Source organism: Micromonospora sp. NBC_01739 (genome assembly GCF_035920385.1).
GTDB lineage: Bacteria > Actinomycetota > Actinomycetes > Mycobacteriales > Micromonosporaceae > Micromonospora.
Genome location: NZ_CP109151.1, coordinates 3,659,099 through 3,681,260 on the forward strand (window position 1 = coordinate 3,659,099; position 22,162 = coordinate 3,681,260).

Here is a 22,162-nt window from a genome sequence, read left to right on the forward strand (position 1 = left end):
GGGGGAGAGCGTGTGAGGATCCGACTACTGGGGCCCGTCGAGGTGGAGGCGGCCGACGGCCCGTTGGACGTGGGACCACGTCAACGGCGTGCCGTCCTGGCGGCCCTGGCCATGGACGCCGGCACCCCGGTGTCCATCGACACCCTGACCGAGCGAGTGTGGGGCCCGGCGGCTCCGGATGCGCCCCGTAGCGCGCTCTACGCGCATGTCGCGCGGCTGCGCCGGGCTCTCGCCCAGGTCCAGGACGACTCCGGTCGACCGGTCAGCCTGAGCCGCCACGGGGACGGGTACGTCCTCAACGTCGACCGCCAGCAGGTCGACCTGCATCGACTGAACCAGCTCATCGACACCGGTCGGGCCGGAGTACGCACCAGCGACGTCGAACGGATCGGCGCCCTGCGGGAGGCGATGGACCTGTGGCGGGGGGACCCACTGGCCACCCTCGCCGGCGACTGGGCCAACCGGGTCCGGCGCAGCGTGGCCTCCCAATTGATCAGCCTGGCCGCCGCCTGGAGCATGGAGGAACTGCGACTGGGCAACCCGGAGGCGGTGGTCGACCGGCTGGGTCGGATCCTCGGCTCGTACCCCCTGGCCGAACCGCTGGTGGCCTTGCAGATGCGGGCCCTGTGCTCGATGGGGCGTACCCCGGAGGCCTTGCAGTCCTATGTCGACATCCGGGCCCAGATCGTCGATCAGTTCGGCGCCGAACCCGGGCCGGAACTGCGGAACCTGCATGTCGCCATCCTGCGCGGCGAACTCGATGAGCCGCACTCCGGCACGGTCGCGACGGTCTCCGCGCCGGTACGGCAGGTGCCACGGCAACTGCCCGCCGACATCGCCCGCTTCTCCGGCCGTCACGACGACCTGGCCCCCCTGCTGAACTGTCTGAACCCCGCCGGCACGACCGACTCCGCCCCGGTGGTGTCGATCTACGGAGCCGCCGGGGTGGGCAAGTCCACCCTGGCCATCCACGCCGCGCACAAGCTGGCCAACCGGTACCCGGACGGCCAGCTCTACATCGACCTGCGCGGCACCAGCGTGGACGCGGAGCCGCTGACCCCGGTCGACGCCCTCGCCCGGCTGCTGCGCACCCTCGGGGTCAGCAGCTTCACCTGCGCCCCGGAGCAGGTCGACGAGGCCGCCGCCCAGTTCCGGTCGGTGGTGGCCGGACGGCGGCTGCTGCTGGTGCTGGACAATGCCGTCGACGCCGCCCAGGTGCGACCCCTGCTGCCCAGCGGCGCCGGCTGCGGAACCCTGGTGACCAGCCGCCAGCCGCTGGCGGGTCTCGGTGACGTCAGCCAGCTGCGGGTCGGGCCGCTGACCATCGCCGACGCCATCGCGCTGCTCAGCCACTGGGTGGGAGCGGAACGGGTGGCCGCCGAGCCGGAGGCCGCGGCCGCGATCGCCGAGTGGTGCGAATGCCTGCCACTGGCGCTGCGCATCGTCGGGGCCCGCCTGGTGGCCCGCCCCGGCTGGCCGCTGGCCGAGCTGCGCGACCGGCTCGCCGACGAGCGGCGCCGGCTGGACAATCTGGAGTTCGACGGGGTCGGCCTGCGAGCCAGCATGGCCGGCTCCTACGACCGGCTCTGCGGCAGCGCGGACCGCTCGGAGCGGGCCATCGCCGAGGCCTTCAAGCTGCTGGGGACCTCGACGATGACGGAACTCAGCCGGTCCACGGCCGCCCGGCTGCTCGCCCGTTCCGAGGCACACACCGAACGCATCCTGGAGCGGCTGGTCGACGTGCAGCTTCTGGAGACCTCGGCGCCGGGCAGTTACCGGATGGGCGAACTCCTGCGGCTGTACGCCCGGGAACGCTTCGCCGGGCTCCAGGAGAAATGACCGGCGAGACGGTCTGACAAGGAAGAAGCAAGCGGTTCACGGTTAGCGTTGGTCACCCAGGTCGATTCCTTTCCATGATCGGAGAAGGTGGCCCGTGTCGACAAAAGAACTGGACGCCGAGCAGACCTTCCCGGAAATCGCCGAAACAATCACCACGGCGCCCCGGAAGCGATGGTGGGGGGTAGCCCGCAAGGTCGCCATGGGTCTCCTGCTGGTGGTGACCGCGTTCTTCATAGTGATCACCCTCCGTGGTCAGGACTGGTCCACCGTGGCCGCCACCCTGCGTGGCCAACGGCCCGGTTTCGTCGCGACCATGGTGGCGCTGGCCGTACTGGCCAACGCCCTCGGTCTGGTCGCCACGATGATCTCCTGGCGGGCCATGTTGGTCGGCGTCGGCGAACGGGTGGCCGCCGTGGACGCGGCCCGGATCTTCTACCTGGGCCAGTTCGTCAAGTACGTGCCCGGCAAGGTGGCCGGCTTCCTGGTCAGCGTCGAGATGGGCCGGCGCATCGGGGTGCCGGCGGCCCGGATGGGGGCGGCCTGGCTGCTGGCCCTCGTGGTGAGCCTGCTGACCGGCGCCACCGTGGGGCTGGCGGCCGGCCCGGAGGTCTTCGGGGCCTCCTCCGCCTGGCTGCTGCTGGCCGTCCTGCCGGTGGCTGCGGTCCTGGTCCGCCCCGAGCTGGTCGGCTGGGCCGCGACCCTGGTGGCCCGGTTGCGCCGGCGCCCGGAGCCGACGACGGCGATGTCCGGGACCGGCATCCGGCAGGCGGTCGTCGCCCAACTGCTGGCCTGGCTGATCGGCGGGGCCCACCTGTGGCTGCTGGCCGTGGCGATGGGTGCTCCGCCACTGCAGGCGCTGCCGCTCTGCCTCGGCGCCTTCGGACTCGGCGCGGTGGCCGGGGTGATCGCCGTCTTCGCCCCGGACGGCATCGGGGTCCGGGAGGTGGTGGTGACGGCCGCACTCAGTGTCATCCTGCCGGTGCCGGTGGCCGGAGTGGTGGCACTGGTCAGCCGAGTGGTCGTCACGGTCAGTGAGCTTGCTACCGCCGGAATCGGCCTGCTCGTCACTGCGGCGATCATGCGACGCGCTACGGCCGGATCGCCTGCCGCAGCAACGGAGGGTGTCGATGGGAATTCCATCCCACCGGCCTCCAAGAATTCACCAAGAAGCCTGCCACAGGCGGACCGCTAATGTGTTCAGGGATCAGGAAATTCTGCCGTAGAGCTACCTCAGAGAATGCGGTACTGATGCCGGACAGGAAATACGATCTGACGATTGCGGCCCCCCACTACGAGCCGTACGTCAGTGGCCACGCGCAGACCGCGCGCAGCATTGCCGAGGGCATGGCCAATCGGGGTTGGCGGGTCGCGGTCGTCACCGCCCAGCACGATGCCGAGCTGCCGCTGCGCGACGCCGTCGGTGGGGTGGACGTCTACCGCTCCCCCATGCTGACGCGAGCCAGCCGATCGCCACTCGCCCCCCGCTATCCGATGCTGGTCGGGCAGCTGGCGCGGCAGTCCTCGGTGCTGCACCTCAACCTGCCGATGCCGGCAGCGGGACTGCTGATGCCCCCGGCGCCGCGGGTACCGGTGGTGAGCATGCTGCACAGCGACCCCCAGCCGCCGTCGAAGTGGTTCTGCCGGGCGGTCATGGCGGCCTCGGACGCCGCCTCCCGAGCGGTCATCCGCCGCTCCGCCGTCGTCGTGGCCTCCAGCCGGGACCAGGCCCACGCCTCCCGGTTCTGGCCGGACATCCAGGACCGCACCTTCACCCCGATCGCGCCACCCTGCCTGGATCGGCGCGGCGGCGAGCCCCGATACCGGGAGACCCGTGGCCTGCATGTCGGATTCCTCGGAAGGATCGTGGCGGACAAGGGCATCGCCTACCTGGTACGGGCGTTCCACCGGATCCCCGACCCCGACGCCCGGCTGCTGATCGCGGGCAACTACCACACCATCGCCGGGGGCAGCAATCTGGCCGCCGTGCAGGCGGAGATCGACCGCGACAGTCGGGTCCGGATCCTCGGCGAGTTGCGCGGCCGGGAGGTCAACGACTTCTACGCCTCCGTCGACGTGTTCGCGCTCCCGGCGGTCGCCGGATCCTTCGGCACCGTGCTGGCCGAGGCGATGATGAGCGGGATTCCGTCGGTGACCACCGATCTGCCCGGCAGCCGGTACCCGGTCACCGCTACCGGGTTCGGCCTGGTGGTGCCGCCCCGGGACCCGCAGGCGCTGGAACAGGCCATCTCCGAAATGGCGACCGTGCCGCGGGACTGGCGGGAGCGCAAGGCCCGGGCGGCCCGGGCCCGCTTCTCCGTGGCCACCTCACTGGACGCGCACGAGGTTCTCTTCAGCACCCTTCGCGGGCGTACGGCAGCACGGCAATACCGATGAAACAAGGGAGAGGTTGGAGTCCGATGAACGAACAACCGCTGGTCTCAGTGATCATTCCGAACTACAACTACGCCAGCACCATCGGCGAGTGCATCAAGGCGGCGAAGAACCAGACCTACCCGTCCGTCGAGGTGATCGTGGCCGACGACGCCAGCACGGACGACTCCGTGGCGATCGCCCGAGCCCTGGACGTCACCGTGTTGCAGGTGCCGGTCAACAGTGGGGTCTCCACCGCCCGGAACCTGGGTGCCCGGCACGCCAAGGGTGAGGTGTTGTTCTTCGTCGACTCCGATGTGGCCCTCGACCCGGACGCGGTCGCCCGCGCGGTCGAGTACCTCCAGACCGAGCCGGGGCTCGGCGCGATCTGCGGCATGTACCGGGCCGAGCCGATGTTCCCCGACAGCCTGGTCAAGCGCTACCGCGCCATCCAGCAGTACGTCTGGTTCTGCGAGGTCGAGGGGGCCATCCCCGGTCTGCACTCGGCGCTGTTCGCGATGAAGAAGGAGACCTTCCTGGAGATCGGCGAGTTCAACGACCGGCTCCGGTGGACCGAGGAGCAGGACTACGGCTTCCGGCTCAACGCCCGCTACGAGGTCAAGGCCGTCCCGACCATCCGGGGACGCCACGACCACGACGGCACCATGCGGGTGATGCTGACCAAGGTGTTCAACCGCACCCGGCTCGGCGCCCCGAACTGGCTGCGGCTGAACAAGCTCCCCGGCGGCGCGGGCACCGGCTACCGGGCGCTGGGCAGCGCCTTCATCCTCGCGGCGGTGTTCGCGCTGATCTCGACGGTGCTGCTGGGCCCCTGGGCGCTGCTGGCCGCCGCGGTGTTCACCGGGATCGGCATCGCCCTGGACAAGCGCACCTACGCGTACGCCTTCCGTCACCACGGGGTCATCTTTGGCCTACAATTCACGGTGCTCCATCTGTTGGTGACGCTCACGTCTGCGGTGGCAGCCAGCATCGGCATCCTGCAGGGCCTGCTGTACCCGAGCATGACCCAGCGGCTCTACCGCGTCGAGACGCCCGCCTGACCCCTCCCACGCGCCAGCATTAGCAGTGGTGCCTGACCGGAAGTTGAAGATGACTCTTTCTGACCAGTCCGACGACCTGGGCTTCGGGATCGACAGCACGGCCACCGAGGTGCTCGCCGGCATCGACCTCACCGGCAAGCTAGCCATCGTCACCGGCGGCTACTCCGGCCTGGGTCTGGCGGCCACCCGCGCCCTGGCCGCCGCCGGCGCCCGGGTCGTCGTCCCGGCCCGGCGTACGGATGTCGCCCGGGAGGCTGTCGCCGGGATCGAGGGGGTGGAGGTCGAGGAGCTCGACCTGGCCGACCTCGACAGCGTACGGGCCTTCGCCGACCGGTTCCTCGCCTCCGGCCGCAGCATCGACATCCTGATCAACAACGCCGGCATCATGGCCACTCCCCTGACCCGGGTGGGCCCGGGCTGGGAGGCCCAGTTCGCCACCAACCACCTGGGGCACTACGCCCTGGTCAACCGGCTCTGGCCGGCCCTGACCGCCGAGGGTGGCGCGCGGGTCGTCGTGCTGTCGTCCGGTGCCGGGGAGACCCCCCGGATCAACTGGGACGACGTGCACTTCGCCGAGGGCTACGACAAGTGGGCGGCGTACAGCCAGTCGAAGTCGGCGAACATCCTCTTCGCCGCCGAGTTGGACCGGTTGGGTCGGGACGCGGGGGTGCGGGCCTTCTCGGTGAACCCCGGCTACATCCTCACTCCGTTGCAGCGGCACCTCGCCAAGGAGGAGATGGTCGGTGCCGGCTGGATCGACGAGGAGGGCAACGCCCTGCTGCCGGAGTTCCGGGCTCCCGAGCAGGGTGCCGCCACCCAGGTCTGGGCCGCGACCGCACCCGGTCTGGAGACCGAGGGCGGCAGTTACCTCCAGGCCTGCAAGGTCGCCAAGACCTTCGACGGCCCCGAGGACCGGGAGGCCGCCGAGCGGCTCTGGGCCCTCTCGGCCGAGTTGACCGGCGTCGACGCCTTCGGCAAGTCCGAGTAGCCCCGATTCGGCGGGCCGGCGCAGATCGCCGGCCCGCCGACCCAGGCCCCGGGGCCAGGCGAGGATGCCTGGCCCCGGAGCCGTTCTCTCAGTTGCGTCGGCTCCACTGCTGGTTGGTGCCGCCGTTGCAGGACCAAAGAATGATCTTCGTGCCGTTGGCGGTGGCGGCACCGTTGGCATCCACACACAGCCCGGACTGGACGCTGGTGATGGTGCCGTTGGCGTTGAGGTTCCACTGCTGGTTGAGACCACCGTGACAGTCCCAGATGATGACTGCCGTGCCGTTGGTCGTGCCGTTACCGGAGGCGTCCAGGCACTTGTTGCCGTACACCGTCAGCTGCTTGCTCGCGGTGTAGGTCCACCGTTGGTGGGTGCCGCCGCCGCAGTCCCAGAGTTGCAGCTGGGTGCCGTTGGCGGTGGCCGCGCCGGGGACCTCGATGCACCGACCCGACTGGCCGCCCACGAGTTGTACGCCCTGCCCGCTGCTGGTGCCCTGTCGCCGGACGATCGACGCGGATTCGGCCGACCGGTTGCCCTGGGCGTCCAGGACGTAGAGCCGGTAGTCACCCGATGTCGTGGGTACGGCGATGCTGGTGGCGGTGCCGTCCGCCCTGGTCATCGTCGGTCCGACGGCGAAGGTGGTGGTGCCGGAGGGGGCCAGCCAGAGGCTTCTGGCCGGGTCCCCGGTGCTACGGATCGGAATCGAGGTCACGCCGCTCGCGGCGGTCGTGCTGGCCGGCAGGACGTGGTCCTGCATCGGAACCCCACCGGCCTGAACGACGTCCCGGAAGGACTCCTGCGGCCCGGAGTTCACCGCGATCTGGTACGCCGCGGCCGGCCACACGTAGTCGGAGGAGACGATGATGTCGTCGATGGTGCTGTTGGGCAGGTTCTTCTGGGAGACCTTGTTGATCGGGCCGTAGGTGCGGGTGATGGTCAGGTCGTGCTTACGCCCGAAGTCATCCGAGTTGATCATCCAGGTGATGTTCTTGTCGACGCTCAGCACGTTGTCCCGGAAGGTCATGTACGCCGAGCCCTCGTCCGGGTGGAGCCCGTACTTGTGACCGGCCGGAACCCCCTGGAGGTAGTTGTCGCTGACGACCGTGCCCGGCTGACTGCCCAGGGTGTAGATCGGGGCGGTGTCGCTCAGCCGCTGGACGGTGTCGATGATGTGGTTGTGGCTGATGGTGTTGTTCTTCGCCGTCGTGGTGGGCCGGTTCGGCACGATCGAGCCCGATGAGCCGTCGAAGTTCCACCACCCCCACCCCATGGTGATGCCCGCCCAGGGGGCCTTCTCGATGCGGTTGTGCTGCACCGTCAGGGCATCGACGAAGTAGGCCGCGACCGCGCCGTGCCCGTTGAACAACACCGCACTGTCATGGATGTAGTTGTTCTTGATCTCGATGTTCCTCGGTGCCCCCTCGACCTGGGGCGGATACTTCTCCCGGTTGTTCGACGTGTGGTCCCCGATGTAGACGTGCTGCGGATGCCCCACACTGACCGCGGTCCCCGCGATGTCGTTCGTGTAGTTGCCGATCAGCCGGGTGTTGATCACATCGTTGACCAGGGTGATCCCGTCGGCACCGGTGTGCTGGACCCGGTTGCGTTCCAGCAGGATGCCGTCGGCGTTCTGGAGGTGGACCATGCCGGGGGTCAGGTCGACATTGCGGTAGTGGTAGACGTGGAAGTTGCCCCGGGCGTACGCGAAGGCACTGAGGTTGCCCTGCTGCGCCTGCTTGAACACCGACCCGGCGACATTGACCAGGTTCCAGTCGGAATGCTCCACGGTCAGCCCGGAGAAGGTGAGATTGCGGGCCCGGTTGCTGGTCGAGGTGCCGGCGATCCGCAGCACGGTGGCCACGTTGTTCGGCGCGAAGACCGAGGCGGTGGCCATGTTCTCGCTGCCGGCCTTGTAGTAGTAGACCGTCCGGCTGGACTTGTCGAAATAGAACTCGCCCGGCGCGTCCAGGAACTCGTACGCGTTCATGACCTTGTGGCTGCCGTTGATCTGGGCGTTGCCGTTGAAGGCCCCCTGGGCGATGGCCGCCCCGGGTTGCTGGAACAGGGCCACCCGGTTCGACCCCTCGGTGATCACCTGTCGGACCCCCACGATGGCGGTGGTCCAGGTGGTCGCCGTCTCGATCTCGATGTCCTCCTGGTTTCCGGCCACGGCCGGAAAGTCAGAAAGGCTGTATCTGGCGCCGGCGCACTGTGATCCGGATTCCCAGGCCCAGTCGGCCTGTCCGGCATTGATGGTGTACGACCCGTGGCATCCGGCCGAGTTGATGGTCTTGGCGGCCATGAAGGCCCGCTTGCCGTTGACGTAGAGCGACCGCAGCTTGTTGGCCCGGTCCAGCGGGGCCTTCCAGATGTTGCCGCTGTGCTGGGTCCAGCCAGTGACCTGCACACCGCCCTGAAGCACCGGGGTCTCACCCGGGTAGGCGGCATAGCTGATCCGGTAACCGTTGGTGCCGGAGTCGCTCGCCCCGAACTCGATCGTGCTGCCCACCGGATAGGTTCCGCCGCGCAGGTAGACCTGGATGTCGCCGGTCATGCTCGCATTCGTCGTCCGTACGACGTCCCGGGCCCGTTGCAGGCTCCGGAACGGTGCGGTGATCGTGCCCGGGTTGCTGTCGCTGCCGTCCGGAGCCACGTAGTACGTCGCCTGGGCTGCGGCCGAAGCCGGTTGCTGATCGGCGACCAGGGCCGGCAGCACGCCGGAGACGAGCACCGCGACCGCCAGCAACGAGCTCCTGCCGACACTCCGCATATCAGGCCCTGGCCCAACGCTGGTTGCCGCCGCCGTGGCAGCTCCACACGATCACCGCCGTGCCGTTGGCGGTGGCAGCGCCGTTGACGTCCAGGCACAACCCGGTCTGCGCGCTGCTGATCGTGCCGTTGCCGTTGAAGACCCACTGCTGGTTCGCGGCACCATTGCAGTCCCAGATCTGCACCCGGGTCCCGGTGCCGGCGTTGCTGGGCACGTCCAGGCACTTGCCCATCACCTGGAGGGCCCGCCCGTTCTGGGTGAACTGCTGGTTGGCGTTGTTGTGGCAATCCCAGATGATCATTTGTGACCCGTTGGCGGAGCTTGCCCCGTTGACGTCCAGGCATCGGCCGGAGGCCTCGTTGCGCAGCCGGTTGCCGGTCGGGTTCGGGTTGGGGTTCGAGCCGCTGTTGAGGGCGTCGAGGACGGCCGTGTACGCGGGCTTCTTGTTACCGGCGCAGTCGAACAGCAGCGCGTTGTCCCCACCACGCCAGGAGTCGCAGTCCCGTACCCCCCACACGGTGATGCCGGTGCAGCGCGAGATCGCCAGGCAGGCGCGGGTGACGGCGCCGTACATGTTGGCCTGGTTGCCCCCCTGGGTGATGTCCAGTTCGGTGATCTCCACGTCGACGCCCAGGTCGGCGAAGCGCTGGAGGTTGGCCTGGTAGTCACCGGGGAGGGTGGTGCCCAGGTGGGACTGGAAGCCCACGCAGTCGATCGGCACCCCGCGGGACTTGAAGTCGCGCACCATGTTGTAGATGCCGGTGGACTTCGCGTTGATCCCGTCGGTGTTGTAGTCGTTGTAGCAGAGCTTGGCGTTGGGATCGGCCGCCCGGGCGGCACGGAACGCCGCCTCGATCCAGTCGTTGCCGGTGCGCTGGAGGTTGGAGTCCCGTCGGGCGCCACTGCCGCCGTCGGCGAACGCCTCGTTCACCACGTCCCAGGAGTAGATCTGCCCCCGGAAGTGGCTGGCCACCTGGGTGACATGGTTGATCGCGGCGTTGCGCAGGTCACCGCCGGACAGGCCCTGTGCCCAGCCGGGCTGCTGGGCGTGCCACAGCAGGGTGTGTCCGCGTACCTTCATGCCCTGGGATCGGGCGTGGTTGACGATGCGGTCACCGGCGCTGTAGTTGAACACGCCGCGCTGGGGCTCGGTGGCGTCCCACTTCATCTCGTTCTCGGCGACCAGGCTGTTGAACTCGCGGTTCAGCACCGACATGTAGGTGCTGTCGTTGAACTTGTACGTCCCGACGGCCGCGCCGAAGTACCGGCCCTTCTCGGCCGCCGAGGCACCGAGGGTGCTGGCCGCGTTGGCGGCACTGACCGGTGCCAGGACAAAGCCGGCCGCCAGCGCCCCGGCCGCCAGCGTGCGCAGGATCGCCGTGGAGGACCACAGTCGCCGCCGTGGTAGGAGTGTCTTCATGTGCCCGCAACCCTTCTTCGAGTGGAATCACCTAGACGAGTGAGCGCTAACATCACCGGCCAAGTCGGGCTGCGCGCGGGGGCGACACAGGGGCAAGAGAACGTCACACGTCGATGAAGCTGAGATTGCCATAAAGTTTCCCCTGGCTCAAGAAGCCCAGCCCAGGGCGATGCATCCAATCATGATCGTCAACTTCTGAACGCCTTGCCTGCCCCACCGGAGCGGGGCCCACCACGCTGGTGAGCGATAACTCTACGAGGGCCGTTGATCCACACCGCGCCCATCGGAGAGCGGCCCACCATCGCCCCGAACACCCCTTCACCCGCCGGGCAATTCGAGGGCAGAATATTGACATCCTTGCATGCATTAACGGAGCTCCGGTATGAATGCTTAACACTCGTTAAGGCCCGGTTCCTGGGAGGAGCGGCGATGAAGAACGCCTCGCGCCATCTACGTAGGTTGGTGGCCGCACTCGGCGCCTGCACACTCGGGCTGAGCCTGCTGTCGGCACCCGCCGAAGCGTCCTCAGTTTCCGTTCTCGCTCCACATTCCGAGCGGGCACCCGAATCGGAGCAGTTCGAGGCCGAGGGGGTCACGACCGTCGGTGAACTGCGCACGGTCGACAGCGCCCTGTCGTACCTCCGCGACGGCCGCACCCAGGTCATCCGGCACCCCGGCGCCACCTACGTCAAGGTGCACTTCAGCTCGCTGCGCCTGGCCCCCGGCGAGTACGTCACCGTGTCCAGCCCGGACGGGCGGGAAAGCTACCGGTACGACCGCAACCTGAACCGAGCGACCGGCTCGGACTACACCACCGACGGCCGACCGGGCTTCTGGGCCATGTCCGTGGAGGGCGACACCGCGGTGGTCACCCTGCACAGCAACCGAACCTCGCGTGCCACCGCCGCCACCATCGACCGGTTCTGGCGCGGCTACGACCGCACGGAAGTCGCGCAGTACAACTTCTCCACCCAGTCCGTGTGCAGCACCGACGCCCGCCGCGACGTGGTCTGCTACCAGAACAGCCACCCCACCGAGTTCGCCCGCAGCAACGCGGTGGCACGACTACTGATCAGCGGCGGCGGCATGTGCACCACCTGGCGGGTGGGCAACACCAACCGCATGCTGACCAACAAGCACTGCTTCTCCACCCAGGCCGCGGTCAGTGGCAGCGAGATGCAGTTCAACTACCAGTGCGCCACCTGCGGCGGCTCGAACCCCGGCCCCGGCACCAAGGTCAGCGGCGCCACCCTCTACCGGGTCAGCAGCGGCGGCTCCAGCCAACTGGACTACGCCCTGTTCTCGGTCAACAACTTCGCCGCCATCCAGGGCTTCGGCACCCTGTACCTGGCGACGACCGCCACCACCAACGGCACCCAGATGTACATCCCGGGCCACGGCGACGGCAGCCCCAAGCGCCTGTCGATCTTCGAGAACGCCCAGAACGGCGCCCGCTGCACCGTACGGAGCGCGAACTACAACACCTGGAACATCAGCTACAGCTGCGACACCTCCGGCGGCAACTCCGGCTCGCCGGTGCTGAACAGCAGCCACCGGGTGATCGCCCTGCACCACCTCGGCGGCTGCCCGTCCAACCAGGGCGCCAAGGCCCACCTGATCTACAACGAGATCGCCAGCCTGATCGACAACGGCTGAGCACGACGACCCACCAGAGATGCTGGCCGCCGCCGACTCCCGGCGGCGGCCAGGGCCGGCTGCGGTACCCCTCCCGCAGGGAGGTCAACATGCTCCGGTGCCGGCCGGTATGCAGAATGCCCTCTAACACGACGTGATAGCCGCGGTCCAAGGCGAATGCTCATGCCTTCCCTGAGGGGCGACGGCCGGCTTTCCGGACCGGCCAGCCGAGGAAGCGATCGAACATGTCAGCCGCGTCGCCCGTCACGCTGGGGCTGAGCCGGTGCAGGTCCTCGATGGCGTCGTGCAGGCAACTGGCCAGATAGAGGAACAGGTTCACCGGCATTTCCCGGTACTCGGTCACGAGAGCCAGCTTCGCCGCCCCACACGGCCACGGTTGCCCACATCGACGGCAGATCCACAGCGGACGTACCGGCAGATGCTCACCTTCACCTGAGAGGTTCCGACCTCCCGAGAGACGACCTGACTGACCGGTCACCGCCGATCGCCTTCTCTGGCCTGCTGCTCGAACAGTCGAGACGGTCGGCGGTGGGCCCACCGGGGGAATGACGAGCCCACCGCCGCCGCACGGCGGCCTGGGGAATGCCGCCGATCACCCACCCACGCAGCCCCGTTGGCGGTACGCGGGCGGGGAGTCCTCCGTCCGTGAGCGGAAGTACCTGGTGACAGCAGCCGATACCCATCCCCGGGTCTACTCCGCTTCGGACAACGCACCTCGAACCCCCAGCTCAGTAGGTCGGCTTGATCGCCCCGCCTTCCAGCCAACCGCTGTCGACCGGCAGATCCCAGGGCGGCAATGACGCAGAACCGATGCATCCCTATTGCGATGAATGCCGTGAACTGGATGAATGGAGCTGTGACGCACAGTGGCGGCAATGGACGGCGAGGCTCGCGCCGGTATCGGCTGGCGCAGCGCCGCAAGGCGATCGGCCTCAGCCAGGAGCGCCTAGCCGAAGTCCTCGGCGTCGATCGCTCCACCGTCGTGCGGTGGGAACGGGCAGAGACCGACCCGCAGCCCTGGCACCGCCCACACCTGGCCACGGCGCTCAACGTGTCCGTAGAGGAACTGGCCGACCTGTTGGCCGACACTCGTCGGCCGCCCGCCCCGCCCGATGGACGTCTCAACCACGCGCTGCGGCAGCCCGGTCGCGTCGACCTGGTAGCCGCGGCATACCTGCGGGATCGCGTACGGCATCTCGACGAGCGCTACGACCGGACCCCTTCGACCCTCCTGCTCGCCGAAGCGGCACAGTTGCACGCTCAGGCGGTCTTCCTCCGTCAGTACGCCGACGCCGGCTCCGTTCAGCGTGAACTGGCTGCGGCGGTCGCCGAAGCGGCCACCCTGATGGGCCAACTGGTATGGGACGCCACCCAGCGACACGACCACGCCGCCAGCGCCGCCTACTTCGACCAGGCGATCAAGGCCGCGAGAGAAGCCCGCGACACCGTCACCGAGGCCAACGCCATACTTCGCAAGAGTTTCCTAGCGCTCTACGGCACCAGGCAGCCAACCGCTGCCGTCGCACTGACCGCGCAGGCCGCTGCGGTGAGCCGCCGCGACAGCCGCGTGCTCGCTGGCCTCGCCCAACTACACCGCGCCGAGGCACACGCGATGCTCGGCCAGGTACGAGAGTGCGCTGAGGCCCTTGGCGTCGCCGAGGATCACTTCGCTTCGGTGAGCCCGCAAGATCCGGCCTCAGCCCTCTACTGTTCCCAGCCATCACGCGCGACTCGCGGGCTCCTGCTGGTTGTCGTTGAACAAGCCGACTGCGGCAGTCAAGGCGTTGGAAGAGGCTCATCAACTCGTCGCCGCACGCCGCAAGTCGACCGCCGTCATCCTCGGCAATCTCGCCCTGGCCAACATCCGCCACCGCGACCTCGAGGCCGCCGTCTCCTACCTGCATCTGAACATCGATGTCATCGAGCGGACCCGCGCTGGAGGTGGCCTTACTCTCGCCTTCTCCGCCGCCCGCCAACTGCGTCCCTGGAGCGATCAGCCGCCGGTTCAGGATGTCCACGACCGACTCCTCACCCTCATCACTCCATAGGAGCAACAGCGTGACAAGCATCGACGACGCCAAGCAGTCTGTCCGGCGACGGGTCTGGGACCTTCTCGAACGCGAAGGTGCCGCACCGCCCGGGGTGCACGGCCACATTCCCGACTTCGTGGGCAAGGAAGCCGCAGCAGCCCGGCTCACAGAACTGGATGCCTGGAAGCAGGCACGGGTCATCAAATGCAATCCCGACCGGGCCCAACTGCCCGTCCGGGTCCGCGCCCTTCAGGAGGGCAAACTGCTTTACATGGCGGTCCCACGACTCGCCACACCGAAGCCCTTCTACCTGCTAGACCCGGATGACTTGGAAGTCCCCTTCGAGACTGCGGCCACGAGCACGGGTGCGGCCGAGATCGCCCCCAGAGTCGGCCCCGACGACATGCGACCGGTGGACATGATCGTGTGCGGCAGCGTCGCGGTCAGCCGACGCAACGGCGTACGGGTCGGCAAGGGAGCCGGCTACTCCGACCTGGAGATCGCGCTCCTGACCGAAGCTGGGCTCGTGACCATGGACACCGTCATCGCCACCACGATCCACCAGAGCCAACTTCTTGACGAGGAACTACCTGACGCCGATCACGACTTCAGCGTCGACTACGCGATCACCCCCGACGAGGTGGTCGCATGCACACCTGACCGGGGGCGCCCTTCCGGCATCCTCAGGGAAAGCCTCCGTGCGGATCAGCTCGACGACATCCCAGTCCTGCGCTGATCATGCGTTGCCTGGTCACCGGAACAGGCGGGTGAGATCGGCCAGTAGTCGTGAGCTGGTGATGTCGGTGGCGTCGATGACGAGCAGTCGGTCGTTCGGGTGGTACTCGACGTGGGCGCCGAGGAGCCGGGCGAGGTCGACGGCACGCTGGACGTCGGTGATCGCGGGGACGTTACGCAGCACCGTCTGACCGCGTCGGGCGAGCAGCGCGGCGCCGATCATAGGCAGTGCGGCGTTCGTCGCGCCTTGGACGACGGCGGTGCCGTTGAGCGGCCCGGCCGGGCGGACACGGTAGTGAACTCCAGGTCAGGCCTTGCTCATTGCCCTGGTGATCAGCGATACGCGGCCGCCTGCAGGCTGAAGAACTCGGCGTACATCCCGTTGAGCGCCAGAAGCTCTTCGTGGCTGCCGGACTCTGCGATCCGCCCGTCCGACACGACCAGGATCAAGTCCGCCATCCGGACGGTCGAGAACCGGTGTGACACGAAGACGGTGACGCCGCCGGTACGGATCCCCACGTCACGCGCCGCGTCGGAGTACCGGTCGAACAAGGCGTGCTCGGTCAGCGGGTCCAAGGCGGCGGCGGGCTCGTCGAGCAACAGCAGCAGCGGATCGTTGCGCATCATCGACCGGCTCAACGCGATGCGCTGCCACTGCCCGCCCGACAGTTCAGCGCCGTTGTCGTAGGACTTGCCAAGGTAGGTCTCCAGGCCGATCGGCAGCCGGTCGATCACCTCCTCAGCATCTGCACGCCGGATTGCCCGCTCCACCGCGCCCGGTGCATCGAGTCGCGGCAGGTCACCGAGGCCGATACTGCTTCTGGCCCGCAGTTCCAGCCGGAGGTAGTCCTGGAAGCTGGCGGAGATCCGCTGGCGCCATCCCAGCGGGTCGAGCCGCCGCAGGTCGGCGCCATCGATGGTGATCTCACCCGCGGTGGGCCGGTAGAACTGGCAGAGCAGCTTGACCAGGGTGGACTTGCCGGAGCCGTTGTCGCCGACGATGGCGACGATCGTGCCGGAAGGGATGCGCAGGCTGAGGCCTTGCAGCACGTCGGTATCGGTGCCCGGGTAGCGGAACGCGACGTCACGCAGCTCGATGCCGTCGGCGAGGACGGCGGGCGGCGCCTGGTCAGCCGGCGGACCGGGTTCCGACGGCGTGGCGTCGCGGATCCAGCTCAACCAGCCGATGGCGCGGGCGTTGCGTTGCAGCGCCTGGGCGAGCGCGACGGCTCCGGCGGCCTGCGCGTTGGTTTGCACGGCCAGCGTGATGGCGAGGACAACGTCGCCGACGGTGCGCTCGCCGCTGATGGCGGCGCGGACGACCAGGACGATGGAGCCGATGTATCCGAGCGCGAAGATCAGCTGACCGGTGAACCGCAGGGCCGCGCCAGCACATTCAGCCCGGCGCAATCGGCTGTCCACCTCGCGGCGGACCGTCCCATGGCGGCGGCGGAGCTCTCCGCCGAGCCCGAAGAGCCGAATCTCCTTGGCGGCGATCGAGCTGAGGGCCAGATCGAACAGGTGCCAGCTCATGCGGGTCGACTCGGCGGTCACGAGTTCGGCACGTTCCAGCCGCTTCTCGGCCAGCCGCCCGGCGATCAACGGGGGGACACCGAAGATCGGCAACAGGAGCAGCCACGGCTCGATGCGGGCGAGGAGCACGGCGGTCAGGGTGAACTGGGTGACCAGCACCCCGATCGTCAGGACGGTCTGCACGCTCTGACCCAGCGTCCACGACTGCTGTCGGAGCAACTCGAAGCGATCCGCGGCGTCCCCCCGTTCGTGCAGCGCCAGTCCGACCGGCCCGTGCGCCAGGTCGCCGAGTTGGCGTTCGGTGTCCTGCTTGTGCAGATCACCGAGCTCGAAGAAGAAGATGTGGGCGAAGTGCTCCATCGTCAAGCTGAGCAGGATACTCACGGCGGCGGCCGTCGCCGTCCAGACCGCGACATCGGTCCGCCGGTCGAGGGCCGCATCGACCGCCACACCCAGAAAGAGCGCCAGCAGGGGTCCACTCACCGCGCCGAGCATCATCAACAGGGCGGCGGTGATCAGCCTTCCCGGGCTGAGCCGCCACGCCGACGCCAGGGTCGCGCGGACACTGCGCAGGACTCTATGCACAGCCTTCCACCTCTTCCTCGGTGAACCGCGCGGCCTGCAGCCGAAACAGCTCCGCATAGCGGCCGTCGAGGGCGAGCAGCTCTTCGTGGGTGCCCTCCTCGACGACGCGACCGTGTTCCAACACGACGATCCGGTCGGCACGGCGCACCGTGGAGAACCGGTGCGAGATGACCACGCTGGTGACTCCTCGGGTGAGGTCGAGGAACCGCTCGAAGAACGCCACCTCCGACCGCACGTCCAGGTTGGCGGTCGGCTCGTCGAGGACGAGAATGCTCGCGCCACCCTCGACGGCGACCAGAGCACGGGCGATCGCGATGCGCTGCCACTGCCCACCGGACAGTTCGGCGCCGCCGGCGTATCGCCGTGACAGTGGAGTCTCCAGGCCGCGGGGGAGCTGGTTGACGAAATCCGCCGCGCCGGCCTTTTCCAGGGCGGCCCGGACCACCTTGTCGGCACGCTCCGGCTCGGCGAGCAACTCGATCGCGCCGAAAGCGACGTTGTCGCGCACCGGCAGCTCGAAGTGGGTGAAGTCCTGGAAGATGGCGGCAACCCGGCGCTGCCACGCCGTGGCCGGGAAGGTCCGAATGTCGACGCCGTCAGCGGTGATCGTCCCGGCCGTCGGTTCGTAGAGCCGGGCCAGCAGTTTCACCAGGGTCGTCTTGCCTGCGCCGTTAAGGCCGACGATCGCCAGCGACCGGCCCGCCTCGATGGTGAGGTCGAGGTCGTTCAGCACCGGTAGCCCGCCCGGGTAGGCGAAGGACACCTTGTCGAATCGCAACAGCGTCCTGGGCAGTCCCGCCGGATCGCCCCTGCCGTTCTCGGTGGTGCGGGCGTCGGCTTCGCTCATCCTCTCGATCCGCTCCACCGACCGGTAGGCATTGAGGCCCTGCTCGGTCGCCACATCGGACTCGGCGATGAAACCGCCGATCCTCATGGCGGCCAGGGACGCCTGGAATACGAGTATCAACCCGCCCAAGCCGAGCAGTCCGGACGCCGTTGCCTGAGCCGCTCCCGTCAGCAGCGCGCCCAGCAGCACGAAGGCGACAAGAACATAGAGTATGTAGGGGCCGTAGAACAGCCTGCGTCGGGCCCGCCAGACCGGGAGCACGGCGTCCATGGCGGCCGTCGTGTACTCCTGCTTCAACCAAGGTAGAAGGCCGAAGACCCGCAACTCCTTCGCCGCCGCGGGCTGGAGCAGCATGGTGCGGAGATATTCGCTGCGGCGCCGCAGCCGGGCGGTGCTGCGAAAGACCTCGGTGAACACCGACAGGCCGAGCCGGTAGCCGAAGCGGATCGTCAAGGCCGCGAGGAGCAGAGCCGGCCCCGCCCACCACACGAAGGCAACCGACGTGACCCCGGCAGCGAGAACGGTCTGCAGGTACCGCGAGATCAGCGCGATCTGACCGGCACCCGCGGCACCAGGCGACCACATCTCGGTCCGCAGCCGGTCCTTGGCGTCGGCGACGTGATCGAGCAGCTCCGGATCCTCCATCACGGCCACGCCGCCGCTCGCTTGGGAGGCCGCCATCAACCGGTCACGGACGAGATCGTCGAGGCGACGGCGGATCAGGTTGCCGAGCAGTTCCTGTACCGGCAGCAGCAGCTGCACTCCGAAGAACGCGGCCGCCGCGAGGATCAAGTTGGTCCGAAGATCGCTCCAGGCCGCCGACCCGAGCCCGCCGGCTACCGCGTCCGGCACTCGGGCGACCACGGCTGAGGTGGCGAGGATGAACGCGACCGGCAGGATCCCCGCGGCGATCTGGATCATCACGGCGGACGAAACCAGCGACCAGCCGGCGTTGGGCACCAGGTGCAGGATTCTCATTCGCCCGTCGAGGCGCGATCTGTGGCCGCGAACAAGTTCCGCCCACACAGACCTTTCGTGCGTCGTCACCACCAGGCGCCTCCCGTGCGGCCGTGAATGAGGTAGGGAGATATGGGCGTGCCGTCCCCCAACTCTGCCTACGCGACAGGAACGGAAAATCCGCTTTCCTCAACCTCGGCAGGTGACCCAGGAGAGGCCGTGGGGGTGGACCTTGCGCACATTTCGAACTGCTCGTAGAGAGCGACCCAGTTGGCGCCGACCGCAGGGTTGAATATCGGCGCAAGCATGGCCTGCAGGATCACCTCGGGAGCTCCCTCGTGTAGCGCGATGAATAGGCTCAGGTTCTTCAGCCAGCCCTCGTAGACAGTCTTGTCGGGGCTCAGCGGCGGCCCTTGATGATAGGCGAAGCTATCTTCGTCGAAGACGAGCTGCGTGCCGGAGCGCTCCAGTCTGTACCCCAACTCGGAATCCTCCAGGCCCCATCCCCGGAATTCCTCGTTGAATCCACCGACGCGCGTGAAGTCGACGCGTGGAACAGATACGTTGCAGGTGAAAAACAGATGCCACGATGTCTTCAGATCACCGCCGATATCGCTCAGGCGACTCAGCAGGTCCAGCCTGATGTCGCTCTTGATCACGCCGCCGAGGAATTCCTCGCCGCCGTACTCCATGAAGCGGTCGTCGAACGCCTCCGGAGTCCGCAGATATTTTCTGAAGCCGATGACGGCCTTCTTCGCGGAAATGCCTTGGTAGTGCCGAAGATGCTGTTCGACAAAAGTGGGCGGAACCAGTTGATCACCATCGACGAAGATCAGGATGTCGCCGGTCGCTTCTTCTGCACCGCGATTTCTTGCGGCGCTTCTGGACGACGTTGCAGACCGAGGCAGATACAGGTAGCGGAACCGGGAGTCCGCCATCACGTGACGCCGCACGGTCTCCGCTGTCGGGTCGGTCGATCCATCATCGACGACAAGCACTTCGAGAGAATCGGAGACAGCCAGATTCTGTGCACGGAACGTGCGAAGGCATCTGTCCAGCAACACGAACGAGTTGAATGTCGGCACAACCACTGATGCCTTCATCGACGGACGGTCTCCGTTCCAGAGCAGAAGCCGGGTTCCCGACGTGGGAAGCCCCGCATCACGTTCTTGCAAGTTCGATGTCGAACCGACAGCCGACGACCGACGCCCCACTGTCGGTTAATCTACGGTTCCGCCGCGGTCAGGTGGCCCGGCCGCATCGCCCTCTGAGGCGTGACGGGATTCCGCGCGCCAGGTGCATCCGTCGCCTGCCTGTTCGCACGACACCGTGACGTCCGATTCGACGTAGCGGGCGGCGATGGCCGTGTTGAGTTCCTGACAGTACGGACATGGTGACGCGAAAGTCAGTTTGACGCCGGCACCGGCGGCCTGTTTGCGGTACCGCAGGATCCCGCACTCCGCGTTGCGCAGGACGGTGCCAGAAGGCTGGGGCGTGCTGGTCACCGCCGAGTCGTAAAGCAGCAGTTGGCGCTGCAGCCGATTCATGAAGTGCACGGTGGCTGACTCTCCGGCGGGTCGCTGCGACTGCAGCAGGTCCGCGGTGATGCGTGAGTTCGCCTGGATCCACGCGGACAAGCCCTCATCGCCGTGCACGCCCAGAATGAACTCTTCGGCCGCCGCCTGGGCCTCGAAGAACCGCTGGCGCCAGAGATCGACCTTGACGGCGGGGTCGAGGGCAGCAGGGTCATTGGTCATGGTCGGCGTCCTTGCCGGTGGCGAGCTCGGCGAATACCTCCTGGGCGATGCGCAGCCCGTTGTTGGCGACCGGCCATCCCCCGTAGTAGGCGAGCTGGATGATGATTTCGACGATCTTCTCTTGTGACATCCCCAGGTGCAGGGCGGCGCCGATGTGGCCACGCAGCTCCCAGTCGGTCCGGGCCAGGGTGACCGCGGTCAGCGCGATCAATTCGCGCTCCTCGACGCTCAGGTGCGGGCGGGTCCAGATCTCACCGAACAAGTGGTCGATGGTGAGCTGGAGGAAATCGGGGTAGGAGCCTGGGCGGGGTTCGCGGCCGAAGACGTGCTTGAACATGGCCTCACCCCGCTCATGTCGGGCAAGCGGCTGGTTCATCGATCACTCCTTCGTGTTGCCAGGTGGCCTGTCGGACAGTGGTGAATTCCTACGACGCCACGAAGGCGGCGAGCAGCGGCGCGGGGCAGCCTGAACCAGACCCACCCCTGCGCCGGAGCTGTGCGGAGGGCCGTGTCTCGGTCAGATCTCAGAGGATGATGCTGAGCTTTCCGTGTTCGCGAAGACTCTCGTGGTCGAGCACCACGAGACGTCTCCGGACCCGGAACGACTCGCCCTCGACGGCGAGTTCGAGCCGATATTTTCCGACGTATGAGTCAGAGCGCCCGTGTCCGAACCGGTACACGACGACATTCGCCGCCACCTCGATGTGCGTGCCCCGATCAGCCAGGATCTCCACGTTGGTGATCATCCGATTCGTTCGCGACAGGGGATTCTCGCACCACACCTCGCCGTTGAGGAGTTGCTCGATCCGCTGGCGTAGTCGGGCGGCGTTGTCGTCGATCAGCCCGAGCGCGGTGGCCGACTCGCTCCGGACGTCGGTGGCCGGCACCAGGTAGCGGATGTCGTCGGTCAGCATCTCGTCGTACCACTCGCGCAGGCGCCACTCGTCGAGCAGTCGCGCCTCACGGAAGAGGAACTGGCTCACCCGGTGCCACAACCGCAGCTGGGCCGTCTCGTCGACCGCCGGATCGGTGTTTATCGTGTCGGTGGTCATCGCCGTTGCGCCCCTTGCCTCTCGGCCCGCTGAGTGACGTCTTGAGCTTCCTCGTGGTCGTCGTCGCCGTCGTGCATCAGCCGGTCCCACTGCCGCCAGAACTCGCGGGCGGGGAGCTCGTCGGTGGTCTCGGGGACCTCTTTGGCCATTCCGCGTGACAGGTCCGAGAAGCGGAGCGTGCGATTGAGGTAGCCCCGTTGACAGGACTCGACGATCTCGATGTCGTCGGGGGTGGCGAAACCGGCGGGACCGAGGAAGGTCAGGTAGTGACTCTTACGCAGTTCCCGGATGTCCGGATCCTCGTCCTTGGGGGCCAGTGCGACCGAGGTGATGGACATCTGGCCGGCGCTGACCGGGTCGATCTTGCGGATGGTGATTCCGATCGCGTCGATGATCATCAGATTGGGGAAGATCATCAACGCCCGATTGGCACCGGTGATCCGTTGGGCGCGTTCGGCGCCGAACCGTTCGACGAACCGTGCGGCCGTCGCCTCCATCCGTGACCTGACCTCGGGGGGGGAACATCGGCGTCCAGTAGGCGAGCGGTCGGGCTGCCGCCGGT

At 67.7% G+C, this 22,162-nt stretch carries 19 protein-coding genes and 3 pseudogenes; 9 read left to right on the plus strand and 13 right to left on the minus strand.

The window, feature by feature from the left end; genetic code table 11:
- Positions 1–12 precede the first annotated feature (12 nt).
- The 5 genes from OIE53_RS16350 (at position 13) to OIE53_RS16370 (ending at position 6,258) form a co-directional block, all read left to right on the plus strand.
- Complete coding sequence (locus tag OIE53_RS16350) at positions 13–1,839, plus strand: AfsR/SARP family transcriptional regulator (RefSeq protein ID WP_327022409.1); 1,827 nt, start codon at positions 13–15, stop codon at positions 1,837–1,839.
- Positions 1,840–1,933: 94 nt separating this feature from the next.
- Positions 1,934–3,031, plus strand: a complete 1,098-nt coding sequence (locus tag OIE53_RS16355; protein WP_327022410.1) for a lysylphosphatidylglycerol synthase transmembrane domain-containing protein — start codon at positions 1,934–1,936, stop codon at positions 3,029–3,031.
- 56 nt (positions 3,032–3,087) lie between these two features.
- Entirely contained in the window at positions 3,088–4,233 is a 1,146-nt protein-coding gene (locus OIE53_RS16360) for a glycosyltransferase family 4 protein (RefSeq protein WP_327022411.1), read from the plus strand.
- A gap of 23 nt (positions 4,234–4,256) precedes the next feature.
- Complete coding sequence (locus OIE53_RS16365; protein WP_327022412.1) at positions 4,257–5,270, plus strand: glycosyltransferase family 2 protein; 1,014 nt, start codon at positions 4,257–4,259, stop codon at positions 5,268–5,270.
- Positions 5,271–5,319: 49 nt separating this feature from the next.
- Complete coding sequence (locus OIE53_RS16370) at positions 5,320–6,258, plus strand: oxidoreductase (protein WP_327022413.1); 939 nt, start codon at positions 5,320–5,322, stop codon at positions 6,256–6,258.
- 88 nt (positions 6,259–6,346) lie between these two features.
- On the opposite strand, the gene OIE53_RS16375 is transcribed toward OIE53_RS16370, so the two are convergent.
- Together OIE53_RS16375 and OIE53_RS16380 are read right to left on the minus strand one after the other, a co-directional pair.
- Complete coding sequence (locus OIE53_RS16375; RefSeq protein WP_327022414.1) at positions 6,347–9,028, minus strand: RICIN domain-containing protein; 2,682 nt, start codon at positions 9,026–9,028, stop codon at positions 6,347–6,349.
- Position 9,029: 1 nt separating this feature from the next.
- A complete protein-coding gene (locus tag OIE53_RS16380; protein ID WP_327022415.1) occupies positions 9,030–10,448 on the minus strand; it encodes an endo-1,4-beta-xylanase in 1,419 nt (472 codons plus the stop codon).
- Positions 10,449–10,877: 429 nt separating this feature from the next.
- Between OIE53_RS16380 and OIE53_RS16385 the strand changes: the two genes are divergently transcribed.
- A complete protein-coding gene (locus OIE53_RS16385) occupies positions 10,878–12,104 on the plus strand; it encodes a trypsin-like serine peptidase (RefSeq protein WP_327022416.1) in 1,227 nt (408 codons plus the stop codon).
- A gap of 55 nt (positions 12,105–12,159) precedes the next feature.
- Here OIE53_RS16385 and OIE53_RS16390 read toward each other — a convergent pair.
- Positions 12,160–12,261 (minus strand): annotated as a pseudogene (locus tag OIE53_RS16390) (kinase); the annotation flags it as partial.
- A gap of 3 nt (positions 12,262–12,264) precedes the next feature.
- Complete coding sequence (locus OIE53_RS16395; protein WP_327022417.1) at positions 12,265–12,582, minus strand: hypothetical protein; 318 nt, start codon at positions 12,580–12,582, stop codon at positions 12,265–12,267.
- Positions 12,583–12,948: 366 nt separating this feature from the next.
- On the opposite strand from OIE53_RS16395, the pseudogene OIE53_RS16400 reads away from it, so the two are divergent.
- Positions 12,949–13,122: pseudogene (locus OIE53_RS16400) on the plus strand (helix-turn-helix transcriptional regulator); the annotation flags it as partial.
- Here OIE53_RS16400 and OIE53_RS16405 read toward each other — a convergent pair.
- Positions 13,051–13,491 (minus strand): hypothetical protein, encoded by a 441-nt coding sequence (locus OIE53_RS16405; RefSeq protein ID WP_327027474.1) that lies wholly within the window; start codon positions 13,489–13,491, stop codon positions 13,051–13,053. The pseudogene OIE53_RS16400 and the gene OIE53_RS16405 overlap by 72 nt on opposite strands.
- Before the next feature lie 367 nt (positions 13,492–13,858).
- On the opposite strand from OIE53_RS16405, the gene OIE53_RS16410 reads away from it, so the two are divergent.
- Together OIE53_RS16410 and OIE53_RS16415 are read left to right on the plus strand one after the other, a co-directional pair.
- Positions 13,859–14,152: a hypothetical protein gene (locus tag OIE53_RS16410; protein ID WP_327027475.1), complete on the plus strand. Its 294-nt coding sequence runs from the start codon at positions 13,859–13,861 to the stop codon at positions 14,150–14,152.
- On the plus strand, positions 14,115–14,870 hold the full coding sequence (locus OIE53_RS16415) for a 5-formyltetrahydrofolate cyclo-ligase (protein WP_327022418.1): 756 nt from the start codon (positions 14,115–14,117) through the stop codon (positions 14,868–14,870). The genes OIE53_RS16410 and OIE53_RS16415 overlap by 38 nt, the downstream gene beginning before the upstream one ends.
- Positions 14,871–14,885: 15 nt before the next feature.
- On the opposite strand, the pseudogene OIE53_RS16420 reads toward OIE53_RS16415, so the two are convergent.
- The 8 genes and pseudogenes from OIE53_RS16420 to OIE53_RS16455 form a co-directional block, all read right to left on the minus strand.
- Positions 14,886–15,143, minus strand: a pseudogene (locus OIE53_RS16420) (UDP-N-acetylglucosamine 1-carboxyvinyltransferase); the annotation flags it as partial.
- Positions 15,144–15,202: 59 nt separating this feature from the next.
- Positions 15,203–16,897 (minus strand): ABC transporter ATP-binding protein, encoded by a 1,695-nt coding sequence (locus tag OIE53_RS16425; RefSeq protein WP_327022419.1) that lies wholly within the window; start codon positions 16,895–16,897, stop codon positions 15,203–15,205.
- Positions 16,898–16,979: 82 nt separating this feature from the next.
- Positions 16,980–18,794: an ABC transporter ATP-binding protein gene (locus OIE53_RS16430; RefSeq protein ID WP_327022420.1), complete on the minus strand. Its 1,815-nt coding sequence runs from the start codon at positions 18,792–18,794 to the stop codon at positions 16,980–16,982.
- Positions 18,795–18,949: 155 nt separating this feature from the next.
- Positions 18,950–19,894, minus strand: coding sequence for a glycosyltransferase family 2 protein (locus OIE53_RS16435; RefSeq protein ID WP_327022421.1), 945 nt, complete (start codon positions 19,892–19,894; stop codon positions 18,950–18,952).
- Between the two features lie 117 nt (positions 19,895–20,011).
- Positions 20,012–20,548: a hypothetical protein gene (locus OIE53_RS16440; RefSeq protein WP_327022422.1), complete on the minus strand. Its 537-nt coding sequence runs from the start codon at positions 20,546–20,548 to the stop codon at positions 20,012–20,014.
- Entirely contained in the window at positions 20,538–20,924 is a 387-nt protein-coding gene (locus OIE53_RS16445; RefSeq protein WP_013731917.1) for a carboxymuconolactone decarboxylase family protein, read from the minus strand. The genes OIE53_RS16440 and OIE53_RS16445 overlap by 11 nt, the downstream gene beginning before the upstream one ends.
- Before the next feature lie 148 nt (positions 20,925–21,072).
- Positions 21,073–21,600, minus strand: coding sequence for an aromatic-ring-hydroxylating dioxygenase subunit beta (locus OIE53_RS16450; RefSeq protein ID WP_327022423.1), 528 nt, complete (start codon positions 21,598–21,600; stop codon positions 21,073–21,075).
- Positions 21,597–22,097, minus strand: a complete 501-nt coding sequence (locus OIE53_RS16455; RefSeq protein WP_442791347.1) for a hypothetical protein — start codon at positions 22,095–22,097, stop codon at positions 21,597–21,599. The genes OIE53_RS16450 and OIE53_RS16455 overlap by 4 nt, the downstream gene beginning before the upstream one ends.
- Positions 22,098–22,162: the final 65 nt, after the last annotated feature.

Coding starts and splice junctions, on each gene's coding strand:
- OIE53_RS16365 (WP_327022412.1), top strand. CDS start 4,257: ATGAACGAACAACCGCTGGTCTCAGTGATCATTCCGAACTACAACTAC.
- OIE53_RS16385 (WP_327022416.1), top strand. CDS start 10,878: ATGAAGAACGCCTCGCGCCATCTACGTAGGTTGGTGGCCGCACTCGGC.
- OIE53_RS16450 (WP_327022423.1), bottom strand. CDS start 21,600: ATGACCACCGACACGATAAACACCGATCCGGCGGTCGACGAGACGGCC.
- OIE53_RS16375 (WP_327022414.1), bottom strand. CDS start 9,028: ATGCGGAGTGTCGGCAGGAGCTCGTTGCTGGCGGTCGCGGTGCTCGTC.
- OIE53_RS16455 (WP_442791347.1), bottom strand. CDS start 22,097: ATGGAGGCGACGGCCGCACGGTTCGTCGAACGGTTCGGCGCCGAACGC.
- OIE53_RS16415 (WP_327022418.1), top strand. CDS start 14,115: ATGTCCACGACCGACTCCTCACCCTCATCACTCCATAGGAGCAACAGC.
- OIE53_RS16370 (WP_327022413.1), top strand. CDS start 5,320: ATGACTCTTTCTGACCAGTCCGACGACCTGGGCTTCGGGATCGACAGC.
- OIE53_RS16435 (WP_327022421.1), bottom strand. CDS start 19,894: ATGAAGGCATCAGTGGTTGTGCCGACATTCAACTCGTTCGTGTTGCTG.
- OIE53_RS16380 (WP_327022415.1), bottom strand. CDS start 10,448: ATGAAGACACTCCTACCACGGCGGCGACTGTGGTCCTCCACGGCGATC.
- OIE53_RS16440 (WP_327022422.1), bottom strand. CDS start 20,548: ATGACCAATGACCCTGCTGCCCTCGACCCCGCCGTCAAGGTCGATCTC.
- OIE53_RS16360 (WP_327022411.1), top strand. CDS start 3,088: ATGCCGGACAGGAAATACGATCTGACGATTGCGGCCCCCCACTACGAG.
- OIE53_RS16445 (WP_013731917.1), bottom strand. CDS start 20,924: ATGAACCAGCCGCTTGCCCGACATGAGCGGGGTGAGGCCATGTTCAAG.
- OIE53_RS16425 (WP_327022419.1), bottom strand. CDS start 16,897: ATGCTCGGCGCGGTGAGTGGACCCCTGCTGGCGCTCTTTCTGGGTGTG.